This is a genomic window from Novosphingobium naphthalenivorans NBRC 102051, assembly GCF_001590985.1.
GTDB classification, from domain to species: Bacteria; Pseudomonadota; Alphaproteobacteria; order Sphingomonadales; family Sphingomonadaceae; genus Novosphingobium; species Novosphingobium naphthalenivorans.
Map to the genome: position 1 here is coordinate 1 of NZ_BCTX01000103.1, position 12,621 is coordinate 12,621.

The 12,621-nt window shown below is 67.3% G+C and carries 10 protein-coding genes; 3 read left to right on the forward strand and 7 right to left on the reverse strand.

All coding sequences use genetic code 11. The features are described from left to right. Nucleotides 1-70: 70 nt before the first annotated feature. Genes NN5_RS21965 through NN5_RS21975 form a run of 3 tightly spaced genes read right to left on the reverse strand, consistent with a single transcriptional unit; the run spans nucleotide 71 to nucleotide 3,020 of the window. Complete coding sequence (locus tag NN5_RS21965; protein WP_067738294.1) at nucleotides 71-781, reverse strand: ABC transporter ATP-binding protein; 711 nt, start codon at nucleotides 779-781, stop codon at nucleotides 71-73. Next, on the reverse strand, nucleotides 778-2,028 hold the full coding sequence (locus NN5_RS21970; protein WP_067738297.1) for an ABC transporter permease: 1,251 nt from the start codon (nucleotides 2,026-2,028) through the stop codon (nucleotides 778-780). The genes NN5_RS21965 and NN5_RS21970 overlap by 4 nt, the downstream gene beginning before the upstream one ends. Further along, entirely contained in the window at nucleotides 2,025-3,020 is a 996-nt protein-coding gene (locus tag NN5_RS21975; RefSeq protein ID WP_067738300.1) for an efflux RND transporter periplasmic adaptor subunit, read from the reverse strand. Before NN5_RS21975 ends, NN5_RS21970 begins: the two co-directional genes overlap by 4 nt. Before the next feature lie 205 nt (nucleotides 3,021-3,225). On the opposite strand from NN5_RS21975, the gene NN5_RS21980 reads away from it, so the two are divergent. Beyond that, on the forward strand, nucleotides 3,226-3,486 hold the full coding sequence (locus tag NN5_RS21980; protein WP_067738303.1) for a hypothetical protein: 261 nt from the start codon (nucleotides 3,226-3,228) through the stop codon (nucleotides 3,484-3,486). Nucleotides 3,487-3,584: 98 nt separating this feature from the next. Here NN5_RS21980 and NN5_RS21985 read toward each other — a convergent pair whose 3' ends face one another. Further along, nucleotides 3,585-5,375 carry a PHA/PHB synthase family protein gene (locus NN5_RS21985; RefSeq protein ID WP_373280352.1) on the reverse strand — a complete coding sequence of 597 codons (1,791 nt, stop codon included), beginning with the start codon at nucleotides 5,373-5,375 and terminating at the stop codon, nucleotides 3,585-3,587. A gap of 1 nt (nucleotide 5,376) precedes the next feature. After that, nucleotides 5,377-6,126, reverse strand: a complete 750-nt coding sequence (phbB, locus tag NN5_RS21990) for an acetoacetyl-CoA reductase (RefSeq protein WP_067738305.1) — start codon at nucleotides 6,124-6,126, stop codon at nucleotides 5,377-5,379. Nucleotides 6,127-6,369: 243 nt separating this feature from the next. Here phbB and NN5_RS21995 point away from each other — a divergent pair, with 243 nt between their 5' ends. Beyond that, nucleotides 6,370-7,350: a zinc-dependent alcohol dehydrogenase family protein gene (locus NN5_RS21995; RefSeq protein ID WP_084385103.1), complete on the forward strand. Its 981-nt coding sequence runs from the start codon at nucleotides 6,370-6,372 to the stop codon at nucleotides 7,348-7,350. A 9-nt stretch (nucleotides 7,351-7,359) separates the two neighbouring features. Here NN5_RS21995 and NN5_RS22000 read toward each other — a convergent pair whose 3' ends face one another. Further along, on the reverse strand, nucleotides 7,360-8,004 hold the full coding sequence (locus NN5_RS22000; RefSeq protein ID WP_157081264.1) for a hypothetical protein: 645 nt from the start codon (nucleotides 8,002-8,004) through the stop codon (nucleotides 7,360-7,362). 593 nt (nucleotides 8,005-8,597) lie between these two features. Here NN5_RS22000 and NN5_RS22005 point away from each other — a divergent pair. Next, the gene (locus tag NN5_RS22005; protein WP_067738311.1) at nucleotides 8,598-11,975 is read left to right on the forward strand and encodes a hybrid sensor histidine kinase/response regulator; all 3,378 of its coding nucleotides are present in this window, start codon (nucleotides 8,598-8,600) and stop codon (nucleotides 11,973-11,975) included. Here the strand turns inward: NN5_RS22005 and NN5_RS22010 are convergent. Next, a complete protein-coding gene (locus tag NN5_RS22010; protein ID WP_067738313.1) occupies nucleotides 11,952-12,581 on the reverse strand; it encodes a response regulator transcription factor in 630 nt (209 codons plus the stop codon). The genes NN5_RS22005 and NN5_RS22010 overlap by 24 nt on opposite strands. Between the last annotated feature and the right edge of the window lie 40 nt (nucleotides 12,582-12,621).

The following is a 12,621-nucleotide window of genomic DNA, read 5'->3' on the forward strand; positions in this document are numbered from 1 at the left end:
AAAGGCCGCTTTCGGGTAGAAACCAAAGATAGCAGCCATCCCCGCACGCACCCGAATTTGGTCCAGCCGGTCAAACCTCGCCCGAAACCACCCCACGCCGATCAATCACCCGCTCCACGCGCCCGTCCAGCATCTCGATCTGGATGTCCGACACTTCCGCAATGCCCGGATCGTGCGTCACGCAGGCCACCGCGCGGCCCTGTTCGTGGGCCAGGGCGCGCAGGGTTTCCACCACGCGGGCGCTGTTGTGGCTGTCGAGATTGCCGGTGGGTTCGTCGCCGAGGATCAGCGCCGGGTCGTTGGCCAGTGCGCGGGCGATGGCGACGCGCTGGCGTTCGCCGCCGGAGAGGCGGTCCGGCGTCTTGGCGTGCTTTTCCTCCAGCCCGACGCCCGCCAGCAGTTCCAGCGCCCTTGCGCGGGCTTCGGCATGGCTCAACCGCCCCAGCCGCTGCATCGGCAGCATGACGTTCTCCAGCGCCGAGAACTCGGGCAGCAGGAAGTGGAACTGGAAGACGAAACCGAACCGCGCCAACCGGATGCGCGCGCGCTCGTCGCCGGACAAGTGGCTGACTTCGCGGCCCTCGACCAGCAGTTCGCCCGTCGTCGGCCGGTCGATCAGGCCGAGCAGGTAGAGCAGCGAGGACTTGCCGCAGCCCGAAGGGCCGACGATCGAAGTGAACGCGCCGGGCTCGATGGTCAGGCTGACGTCGCGCAGCAGCGTGACTGGCGGATCGCCGGGCAGCGTGCGCCCCAGCCCGCGCGCCTCAATGATCGCGCTCATACCGCGCCCCGCAGGATGTCGACCGGATCGACGCGCGAGGCCTTGCGCGAAGGCAACCAGGCGGCGATGGCGCCCGCGAAGAACGAGGCAGCGGCGGCAATCGCGTATTGCCGGGGCGAGCGGTCGAGCGGAATGTGCTCGATGTCGCCGCGGATCGGGAACTCCAGCGAGCCCAGGATCGCCATCAGCCCATAGCCCAGCAGCCAGCCGAACAGCACGCCGATCAGCGCGAGGATCAGCCCTTCGACCACGAAGATGAACTGCAGGTCGCCTTCGGAAAAGCCGATGGAGCGCATGATCGCGATGTCGCGCTGCTTGTCCGATACGCTGTTGGAGACGACCGTGTAGATGCCGAAGCTCGCCACCAGCAGGATCGCGGAGACCACCGAATACATGATGACATTGCGCGTGATGAGCAGCGAGAGGAAATCGGCGGAGCGTTCCTGCCAGCTTTCCGCCTTGTAGCCGAAGCGCGTCTCCAGCCGCTTGGCGACTGTCTCCGCCGCATAGGGATCGGCCAGTCTCACCCCGATCCGGTTGATGATGAAAGGCCGCCCGAGCAGCGACTGCGCCTCGCGCAGCAGGACATAGCCGACCCCGGCGGAGAGCTGCGTCTGGCCCTTCTTGAACAGCCCGACCACGCGCATCGAACGCCCGCTCGACGTGGCGGACGTCGCCGCGACAATGTCGCCCACCCGCACGCCGAGACGCCGCGCGAGATCCTCGCCAATGATGATGCCGCCTTGGGTGGTTTCCAGATCGCGCAGCCGGCCGGTCAGGAGCTGGTCCTCGATCGTGCTGATCCGGGTTTCGATCTCGGGCTCGACGCCGACAATGCTGATCGCCTCGTCATGCCCGCCCAGGCGCAGCGTCACGCCGCCGGTAAGGCTGGGCGAAGCGATCGCGCCCGGCACGGCATTGGCGGCAGCGAGTACCGCCTGCCAGTCCTTGATCCCGCGCACTTCGGTGCGGACCTTGTAGCCGTGCAGGTCCACCGCGCCGTTCCCGAACACCCGCGTGCCCGGCTGCGGCGAGGGACTGCGCAGCTCGTCGGAAATGATGATGTGCGGCGCCGCGTCGATCAGCTGCTTGATGAAGTCGTTCTGGCTGCCGACCATCAGTGCGGAGACGGCCAGGAAGAAGCCGACGCCCACCGCCACGCCGCTCACGGCTACCGCCGTCTGGCGGCGGCGGCGCGAGAGGTGGCGCAGGGCAATGCCGACAAGGAACCCGGTCCTGCCGATCATGTCCTGACCCGGCCGCCGTCCTCAAGCCCCTCGGGCGGATGGACGACGACGCTGTCCCCTGCCTTGAGGCCGGAGACGATCTCGACCTTCTCGGTCCCGGTAATCCCGGTGCGCACGGGCACCTGCACGGCGCGCCCGTCGCGCACCACCCAGACCTTGCCCTGCACCACGGCATCGGCCGGCACCAGCAGCGCTTGGGCGTGCTCGCGCGTGACCACGTTGATCTCCAGCGTCAGCCCGAACGGCAGGTCCGTTCCCGGATCGAGCCCGATGCGCACGCGAAAGGCGCGCTGGGTGGGATCGCCGCCGGGCGTGATCTCCTTCACCCGCCCCCGGATCACCTTGCCGGGCAAGGCATCGGTCGACAGCAGCGCCACCTGCCCGACATGGACGCGAACGATGTCGCGCTCGTCGACCGTGGCGGTAATCCGCGCCTGCGCCGGATCGCCCAACTGGATCAGGGTCTTGCCCGGCACCGCCAGATCGCCCGGTTCGACATCGCGCTTGAGCACGACGCCGGAAATGCCCGCGCGCACCGTCATCTGGTCCAGCCGGGCATCGAGCGCCGAGACTTGCGCGCGCGCCGCCTGCCCCGCCGCGCGTGCGGTATCGTTGGCCGCGCTCGTCACCCACCCTTGCGCGAACAACGTCGCCACCCGCCGCTCGGCGAGAGTTTTGGCGCGGGCGTCGGCCTGCGCCTGCGTCAGGAGCGCCTGCTGCTCGCTGGCATCGAGCCGCACCAGCGCCTGCCCGAGCGCCACCCGGTCCCCCTCGCGCACCAGCACGGTCTGGACCGGGGCCGTCACCCGCGCCGACACCGTAACCGGGTGCTCGGGCTCGACGTAACCAGTGGCGTAGACAAGATCGACCGCAGGCCCCCGCTCGACCGCCGCCACCGTGACTTTCGTCCCCGGCCTCCCGAACGTCCACCACAGCCCCGCCGCCGCGGCAAAAGCCGCCAGAACGGCGAGCAGAACGACAGGCTTACGCATGGCGAACGAGCTCCTGGGCTTTGGCTTCGGGCCGGTCATGGGGTATGGTCATAAACGGGTCCCAATAGTGGGCAACAAAGGAATGCCGGCGGCGACTCGCGCTGGAGGCAGGCCCGGACCCTTGCGGCGATCGCCGGCAGCCGCAGACATACAGGCGCAGAATTGTAGGCCATGCCTCAGGCCAGCGGACGAAAGGAACCCTGCCATGACGTTCGGAGTGCCCAAGAATGCTTCCTCGCCGGTCTCGCTGATGCAGCCCGAGGCCCCCTTCCTGCTGGCCATGCGCGCTTTTGAGTCGCTGCAGGAATTCCAGATGGAATGGTGGCGTGCCTGGTCCGGCCTGATGGGGCAAGTCACGCCGTCGGATACCCTGCCCGAAGCGCAAGAAACCGCAGCGGCCGAAGCCGAACAGCCGCAAGCCGAGACCTCTTCGGAAGCGTCCCCGGAAGCTTCCGAAGCCGCGTAACTCCGGAGCCGGTCCGGCGCATCGCGCGCTGCTGCCATCCCAAAGGGCAACGCGCGGTGCCTGGGCTTTCTCCTGGGCACTGGCGCGTTCCCTGAGGATCAGCGTTCCAGCACGTAGCGGCCGGGCGCATCGTCCAGCACGGGATATCCCGCCTTGGCATTGCCCGGCTCGCGCGCCGGAACCGACTGGCCGGAGTGGGCAAGCAGCCATTCCGCCCAGTCCGTCCACCACGAGCCCTCCGTCAGCGCCGCCATCGACAGCCATGCGTCGGGATCGTGGTGGTTCTGGTCTTCGGGCCGGTCGAGCACGCGGTAATGGCGATGGCCCTCGCCCGGCGGCGAGACGATGCCCGCGTTATGCCCGCGGTTGGTCAGCACGAAGCGGATCTCGCCATCGGTCAACGTGTGGATCTTCCACACCGAACGCCAGGGCGCGACATGGTCCGCCTCGGTCCCGACGACATAGAGCGGCGCGGTGATGTCGGTCATCGCCACTGTCGCCCCGCCCGCGACATAGCGCTCGCGCGCCAGCGCATTTTCGAGGAACAGGCGCCGCAGGTACTGGCTATGCATCGCGTAGGGCATCCGGGTGCCGTCCGCATTCCAGGCCATCATGTCGCTGGCGGGCGCACGCTCGCCCATCAGGTATTCCTGCACTCCGCGCGACCAGATGAGGTCGGCCGAACGCAGCATCTCGAACGCACCGCCCATCTGGCGGCTGTCGAGATAGCCCTGCTGCCACATCTGGTTTTCCAGATAGCGCACTTGCGCCTCGTCGATGAACAGGCCGATCTCGCCCGGTTCGGTAAAGTCGGTCTGAGCCGCCAGCAGCGTGACCGAGCCGATCCGCGTATCGCCATCGCGCGCCATCGCCGCCGCCGCGATCGACAGCAGCGTGCCGCCCAGGCAATAGCCGCAAGCGTGGATACGCTCGGCTCCGGTGATCGCCGAGACGGCATCCATCGCCCGCATCACCCCGTCGCGGCGATAGTCTTCCATGCCGACCTCGCGCATGTCCGCCCGCGGATTGCGCCAGGAAATGGCGAAGACCGTGAAACCCTGATCGACCAGAAAGCGGATCAGCGAATTTTCCGGCGAGAGGTCCAGAATGTAGTATTTCATGATCCAGGCGGGCACGATCAGGATCGGCTCGGCCCGCACCCGCTCGGTCGTGGGAGCATACTGGATCAGTTCGATCAGTTCGTTGCGGAACACCACCTTGCCCGGCGTGACGGCCAGATTGCGGCCGACTTCGAAGGCATCGCCGGTATCGGCCGGCTCGCGCCGGACCAGCCGCTGCCAATCCTCCGCCCAGAGCTTTGCGCCGTCGAACAGGCACTTGCCGCCGGTCTCCAGGATATGCTGCTGGACCACGGGATTGGTCGCCGGGAAATTGGCCGGCGAGACGATGTCCAGCATCTGCCGCAGGGCGAAGCGCAGGACCGCCTCGTGATGGGGCGAAACGCCGGGGCAATCGCGCACCGCCGCATCGACCCATTGCTGGGTGAGCAGGAAACTCTGCTGCCACAAGCCGTAAGGCCAGGTATCCCATGCGGGATCGTCGAACCGGTGATCGTGCGCGAGCGGGGCGATGCAGCGGTCGGCCCGCCCCCCCCCGCTGAGCGCGCGCGTGGCATAGTCGGTCAGCCGCTGCGCCTTGCGGGCGCCTTTGGCCGCAAGCAGCAGCGACCGGCCCGGCGAGCGGGCAAAATGCACGGCCCAGTCGGCATAAGCGCCCATCAGCGATTCCGGGGCGACGCCCAAGGTCCACTGGGCCAGCGACGAACCGGCGACGCGATCGAGCAGATCGGCCAGGCCTTCCATCGGATCGGGCGCGGCCTCGTCGTCGCACTGTTGGCGGGAATGGTGGGACTTGATCTGGTCCATCATGTCAGTCCATCCTCAGCCCGCCGTTCACCGACAGGGTGGAGCCGGTGATATAGCCCGCTTCCTCCGCCGCGAGGAAGAGCACGCAGCGTGCGATTTCCGAAGGCTCGCCGATCCGGCCCACCGGAATGCGCGCGACGATCCCTTCCATCACCTTTTCCGGCACTGCCTTCACCATTTCCGTGGCGACATAGCCCGGCGCGATGGCGTTGACCGTGATCCCGTGCCGCGCCCCTTCCAGCGCCAGCGCCTTGGTCAGCCCCAGCACGCCGGCCTTGGCGGCCGAATAATTGGCCTGCCCGAACTGCCCGGCCTGCCCGTTGATCGACGAGAGCGACACGATCCGTCCCCAGCCGCGTTCCTTCATGCCCGGCCAGACCGCGTGGCTCATGGCAAAGCAGCTGTCGAGATCGTTGCGCACGACCTGCCGCCATTGCTCGGTGGTCATCTTCGCGAAGCTGGCATCGCGGGTGACACCGGCATTGTTGACGAGAATATCGACCGGCCCCAGCGCCGCCGCCACTTGCGCGATGCCCGCCTCGCAGGCGTCGCTATCGGCGGCGTCCCACTCGAAAGCCGGAATTCCGCTGGACTGCGAGAAGGCCTGCGCCTGCTCCGCATTGCCGAAGTACGTCACGGCCACGCGATAACCGGCGTCGCGGAAGGCCAGCGCCGTCACCGCGCCGATTCCGGTCGTTCCTCCGGTGATGAGCGCAACACGAGTGGCAGGGGCAGATATCGGGGTTTCGGGCATGGCGGGGGGGCTCCAGTCCAGTCTGAGGATGTGGTGGCGGGTGCGCATGGGCACCCATCATTATTGACCCGGATAGACGGCAATCCGATGACGCGATGTGATCCCGGTCAAGCGGCGCTCGAAAAAATGCCGTAGAAGCTGGTATCTTGCAAGGCAGACTCACCCTCCATCCTTCGTCACCCCCGCGCGGACGGGGATGACGAAAAGCAGAGCACGCCGCCCAGACAGGAGACCGCCATGACAATGCACGCCATGCAGCTCGACGCCCCCGGCACCCCGCTGCACGCCGTGGAGCGCCCCCTGCCCGAGCCCGGCCCTGGCGAAGTGCGCATCAGGGTCACGGCCTGCGGCGTGTGCCGCACCGACCTCCACGTGGCGGACGGCGACATCCACGGCCATCTCCCCATCATCCCCGGCCACGAGATCGTCGGCCGCGTCGAGGCGCTCGGCCCCGGCGTCACGGACTTCGCGCTGGGCCAGCGCGTCGGCGTGCCCTGGCTCGGCCATACTTGCGGGACCTGCCCCTATTGCACCAGCGCGCGCGAGAACCTGTGCGACACGCCCCAGTTCACCGGCTTCACCCGCGACGGCGGCTTTGCGACGCACTGCCTGGCCGACGCCCATTTCTGCTTCGCTCTTCCCGACGCCTTCGACGACCTCCACGCAGCCCCGCTGCTCTGCGCCGGGCTGATCGGCTACCGCTCCTATCGCATGGCAGGCGACGCTCCGGTGCTCGGCCTCTACGGCTTCGGCGCGGCGGCGCACATCCTCGCCCAGCTGGCAGTATGGCAGGGCCGCAAGGTCTTCGCCTTCACCCGCGAGGGCGATACGGCGGCACAGGCCTTCGCCCGCGAAATCGGCTGTGCCTGGGCGGGCGATTCCACCGAAACGCCGCCCGAACCGCTGGACGCCGCGATCCTCTTCGCCCCCGTAGGCGCGCTGGTTCCGCAGGCGCTGAAAGCGGTAAAGAAAGGCGGCCGCGTGGTCTGCGGCGGCATCCACATGTCCGACATCCCCGCCTTCCCCTACGCCGACTTGTGGGAAGAACGCTCGATCCTGTCCGTCGCCAACCTCACCCGGCAGGACGGCACCGAATTCCTAGCCCTCGCCGCCGAGGCCGGCATCCGCACCCACGTGACGCCGATGCCGCTGGCGCAGGCGAACGAGGCGCTGGAACGGCTGCGCAAGGGGGAAGTGGAGGGGGCGCTGGTGCTGGTGTGTTAGGAGTGGGGTTTATGGGGCGGAAGCCGAGAGAGTGTCCTTGCCCCATCCTCCGCCTTCCTCTTCTGCTCTAGCTTCGGGGCCATCGCGAGTGATGCCACCCGGGGGCGGGCCCATTTCCGATTTCACGCTACGGAATTCGCCGTTGTTATCGTCTACCGGGCAGCCATTTCTGCGCAATTCTGCCTCGGTGGCATGGAGGCGCAGCATCGTCTTTGCAGTCCCGCCCATGGCCTGCGCAAGATTATCACGACTGCCCGCATCGGCCTCATTGGCACGCTGGAATTCTGCCATGATCTCGTCACAACGGGCAAGGTCGGTGGCGCCGGGCTGCACCAGCTTGTTCAATTCACCCTCAAGCGCCATCGTGAACAGGCCCATGGTCAGCCCGTTCGAGCGAAAGGCCGGCGAGACAAAGTCGTCGGGCGCATCGCCGCGCTTGACGCTGGCGGTGACGCGGGTCTGACGTCCCTCGTCGATCGGCTGAAAATACGCGGTCATCGTGGTGGCGACCTTGTCGCCGCTCATGACGTACCAAGTCATATGGTCATCGGCCTTCTCGAGACGGAAGGTCGGCTTGATTCCGCCGGCGCGCTCGGCGGTGCTGCCCGGAGCGCCCGGCTGCGCGGTGATGTCAAGACCGGAGAGCGCTGCCATGACTTGGGCCTGTGGGCGCCCGACGTCTCGCGAATAGCCCGATGGCCCCAAGGCTCCAAAAACATATGCTCCGCCAAGCACCAAAACTGCCGCAATCAGCACTTGTTTGAACATCACAACACCCTCGCACTTTCCAATGCAAAGAATAATAATTCGAATGAGTTAACAATATTCCGCGCCAGGAAAACAAATTCCTCACAGCCACAATCAGAAGAAAAACCCGCCAATCCAAGGAAGCGAGAAGCAGGGCCATCTGGAGAGATCAAGTCGCGTCGACGCTGAAGTGGCATGTTTTTCTTCAAACCCCTTCGGGGCAGGCGCCATTTGGGCTGCGTCAGTGTCACAAAGGGCCTGAAAGAGCCCACTTGTCCTGTGCCTTCCCGCCTCTCTGCCCCCATGGTGACACCGGTGATCCACGCGAATTTTTCGGCGCCACCTTGCCTCGCGCGTGCTCTACCCCACCGTCTCGGGCAAGCAGCCCATGCCGGGCCATGCCCAGCCGCGCAGCCCGTGAGCCCGCCTCGCACGCGATCAGCAGTTGCGCCCCGCCGCCGGACTGCTAGGTCCGTTCGGGGAGGCTTTTGGCGCGCGGGATGCCATTATATTCATCGACAATCCTGACACTGGCGCTGGTGGTGATCCTCTTTGCCATCGCCGCCACGGTCGAGTCCCGGCGCAAGGCTTTCGCGCATCACCCGCTGCTGCGGCGCTGGGCCTATACGCTGGCGCTGGGCGTCTATTGTTCCAGCTGGACGTTCTACGGCGCCGTCGGCACCGCCGCGCGCGAGGGGTGGAACTACCTGCCGATCTATGCCGCGCCGATGCTCGTGCTGATCGCCGCGCCGCGCTTTCTGGCCCGGCTGACGCAGGCAGTCGCCGCCGAGAAGGCCGCCACCGTATCGGACTTCATCGCCGCCCGCTTCGGCCATGATGTGATCGTCGCCCGGCTGGTGACAGTGACGGCGCTGTTCGGCTCGATCCCCTACATCGCCCTGCAACTGCGCTCGATCGGCAGCGCCATGTCGATCGTTTCGGCGCGTCCCGTCACCGGGCCGGTGATGATCGCGGCAGCGCTGCTTCTGGCGCTGTTCGCCGTGCTGTTCGGCGCCCGCCGCTACGAACTGGCCGGACGCGCCGAGGGGCTGGTCTATGCGATCGGCCTCGATGCATTGTTCAAGCTCCTCGCGCTCGCCGTGGTCGCGGTGTTGGCCGGCGTGCTGCTGCTGAACGCCGAGCCGCACGCCATTGCCAAAGGCGTGCGGGCCGTGGGCGAACAGTTCAGCCCCGCGCACTTGTCGCTGGACTTTGCCGTCATCACGCTGATTTCGGCTATGGCGATCATTGCCCTGCCCCGGCAGTTCTACATGGGGCTGGTCGAAGCGCGCGAGCCGGGCGATTTCGTGCGGGCCCGCTTCGGGCTCGCCGCCTATGTCGCGCTGATGGCACTGCTGGTGCTGCCCATCGCACTGGCCGGAAGCGCGCTGCTGCCGGCATCGGTCGGCCCCGACCGCTACGTGCTGCAACTGCCGGAAAGCGCAGACAGCGGCTTCGTGCTGGCGGCCGCCCTGCTCGGCGGCGTAGGCGCGGCGGCATCGATGGCGATCGTCGATGCCACGGCGCTGGCCACCATGGTTTCCAACGACCTCATCTTTCCCTCGGTGATGAAAGGCGGGCTCGCGCGGCAATCCGGAAAATTGGGGGCCGGAAAATTGGGACCGGGGCAGATGGGGCGCCGGATGCTGCGGGTGCGGCAGGCGGCCATCTTCGCGATCATGGCGCTGGCGCTGGTCTGGGCGCTGCTGGTTTCCTCGGAAAACTCGCTGGCCTCGATCGGCCTCATCGCCTTCGCCGCAATGGCGCAGTTCACCCCGCACCTGCTGATGGCGACTTACCGCAGCGGCTGCGACACCGTGGCCGCCCGCGCCAGCCTGGCCACCGGGCTCGCCTTCTGGCTCTATACGCTGGCGCTGCCGCCGATCCTCCCGCCCGGCTGGCTGGCCACGCTCGCAAGCACCCCGTTCGACCCGCTCAAGCTCTTCGGCATCGGCAAGGCGACGCCGCTGGTGCACGGCGTGTTCTGGAGCCTGGGATCCAATCTTGCGGTCTATGCCCTGATCGCGGCGCGGGGGTTGAAGGCGCCCGCCCTGCCCCGGTTCGGGCGCGGGCAGCACCGGGTGACAGACCTCGCAGACCTTGTCGCGCTGACCGGCAGCTTCGTCGGCGAGGACCGCGCCCACGAGGAATTCCCCGATGCTCACGAAGGCATGCCGCTCGACCGCATTTCGGCGAAGCGGGCGGAAAGCCTGATCGCCACTGTCGTCGGCGTATCCTCCGCGCGCGCCCTCATCAATTCCGCGCTCGAAGGCGGAACGATGCGCCTGCCGGAAGTCGCCCGGCTGCTCGACGAAGGCGGCCGCAGCCTGCGCTTTTCGCGCCAGCTTCTGGCCGCGACCTTCGAGAACCTTGATGCCGGCATCAGCGTTATCGATGCCGAACTCAACGTGGTCGCCTGGAACAGCCGCTACGAGGCCCTGTTCGACTATCCGCCGGGCATGTTGCGGGTAGGCGCCCCGATCGCCGACCTGCTGCGCCACAATGCCCTGCGCGGGGATTTCGGCAGCGGCGATCCCGAATTCCACGTCGAAAAACGCCTCAACCACTTCCGCCGCGGGCTCGACCACAGCTTCGAGCGCAAGCACCCGGACGGACGCGTCATCAAGACGGTCGGCGGCCCGATGCCGGGCGGCGGCTACGTGACGAGCTTTACCGACATCACCGAGGATGCCCGCGTCCGCGAGGAACTGCGCCGCACGCTCGAAACGCTCGAACAGCGCGTCGCCGAACGCACGCGGGAACTGAGCGAGGCCAACCGGCGGCTGGCCGAGGCGGACCGCGAGAAGACCCGCTTCCTTGCCGCCGCCAGCCATGACCTGCTGCAGCCGCTCCACGCCGCGCGCCTGTTCACCGCCGCCATCGAACGCGACGTTTCCCCGGATACACTGCCGCTGGTGGAGCGCGTGCAGAATGCCATTTCGGCGGCAGAGGACCTGCTGCGCGCGCTTCTGGATATCAGCAAGCTCGATTCCGGCGGCGTGCAACCCCGGCCGGAAGTGCTGGCGCTGGCCCCTTTTCTCTCGGACCTTGCCGAAAGTTTCCGCCCCATGGCCGAGCGCAAGGGGCTCGAACTGCGCATCGGGCCACTGTCAGGCCACGTCTTCACCGACCCCGGCCTGCTGCGCTCGATCGTCCAGAACTTCCTCGCCAATGCCGTGCGCTATTGCGAGCACGGGGGCGTTCTGGTCGGGGTGCGGCCGCGGCGCAGCGGCCTGCGCATCGACGTGTTCGATACCGGCGTGGGCATCGACGCCAGCCAGATTGACGTGATTTTCGGCGAATTCACGCGGCTGGGCACGGTCGAGGCGGAAGGTCTCGGGCTGGGCCTGGCCCTGTCCACCCGCATAGCGCGCCTGCTCGGCGGCAGAATCACGGTCCGCTCGGTGCCGGGCCGGGGCAGCCGTTTCAGTTTCTGGCTGCCCGCTACATCCGCCGCTCCCGACAAGGTGCCGGAAACACCGGCCCGCGCTACCGTTTCGGCCACGCCTTTGCCGCTGGACATTCTGGTGGTCGACAACGACCCGCGCATCGTCGAGGCCAGCATCGCCCTGCTCGAACGGCTCGGGCACCGGGCTTTTGGCGTGTCGACGATTGCCGATGCCCTCCCCTACAGCCGGCGCGTGGACGCGGTTCTGGCCGACTACCGGCTCGACAACGGCGAGGACGGGATCAGCCTGATCGCCGCCATGCGCGAGGAGGCCCCCCGCCTGCCCGCCGTGATCATCAGTGCCGAAGACGGCCCGGAGCTGCGCGAGAAAGCGGCGGTGATCGGTGTGACGGTGCTGGGCAAACCGGTCTCGGCCACGGCGATAGAGACATTCCTCTCCACCCTGTCAGTGGCGCAGGTCCAGCCCTAGCGAGCGGGCGACAAGCGCCGCCTGGGTACGGTTCGACACGTCGAGCTTGCGCATGATCGCGGTCATGTGGGCTTTCACCGTCGCCTCACTGATGCCCAGCGAATGGGCGATCTGCTTGTTGAGCTGACCCTCGATCACAGCCAGCAGGACCTTGAGCTGGGTGGGTGTCAGATTCGCGACATCGCGCCGGATCGTGTCGATCTGCGCTTCGCCGCTGCCCTGCGCTACCGAGGCCTTGCCGCCCAGCGCATCGCGGATCGCGGCCTCGATCACGGCCAGGTCGCTATCCTTGCGCAGGAAACCGATGGCCCCGAAAGCGCGCGCCTCCTCCGCCGCGCTGGCCCCGTCCGCGCTCGAAACGACAAGGATCGGGACCGAGGGCCGCTCCGCGTGCAGCAGCGCGATCCCGGAATAGCCCACGGCTCCCGGCATCTTGAGATCGAGCAGGATCAGACGCAGGTCTTTGGCCTCGACCGCAGCATGAGCCGCGGCCGAAAGCGTCCCCGCTTCCCGCACTTGCGCCGTGGGAAGCACCTTCTGCACCGCCAGGACAAGGGCCTGGCGGAACAGCGGGTGATCGTCGGCAATCAGAATCGTATCAGTCAAACGCCTCTCATCACGCGTGGGCCGGCTGCGGCCTGTTCTT

Excerpts from the sequence above, each read along its gene's own strand:
- NN5_RS21975 (WP_067738300.1), bottom strand. The coding sequence starts at position 3,020 with ATGCGTAAGCCTGTCGTTCTGCTCGCCGTTCTGGCGGCTTTTGCCGCG.
- NN5_RS21970 (WP_067738297.1), bottom strand. The coding sequence starts at position 2,028 with ATGATCGGCAGGACCGGGTTCCTTGTCGGCATTGCCCTGCGCCACCTC.
- NN5_RS22000 (WP_157081264.1), bottom strand. The coding sequence starts at position 8,004 with ATGGCAGCGCTCTCCGGTCTTGACATCACCGCGCAGCCGGGCGCTCCG.
- phbB (WP_067738305.1), bottom strand. The coding sequence starts at position 6,126 with ATGCCCGAAACCCCGATATCTGCCCCTGCCACTCGTGTTGCGCTCATC.
- NN5_RS21995 (WP_084385103.1), top strand. The coding sequence starts at position 6,370 with ATGCACGCCATGCAGCTCGACGCCCCCGGCACCCCGCTGCACGCCGTG.
- NN5_RS21985 (WP_373280352.1), bottom strand. The coding sequence starts at position 5,375 with ATGATGGACCAGATCAAGTCCCACCATTCCCGCCAACAGTGCGACGAC.
- NN5_RS21965 (WP_067738294.1), bottom strand. The coding sequence starts at position 781 with ATGAGCGCGATCATTGAGGCGCGCGGGCTGGGGCGCACGCTGCCCGGC.
- NN5_RS21980 (WP_067738303.1), top strand. The coding sequence starts at position 3,226 with ATGACGTTCGGAGTGCCCAAGAATGCTTCCTCGCCGGTCTCGCTGATG.
- NN5_RS22005 (WP_067738311.1), top strand. The coding sequence starts at position 8,598 with ATGCCATTATATTCATCGACAATCCTGACACTGGCGCTGGTGGTGATC.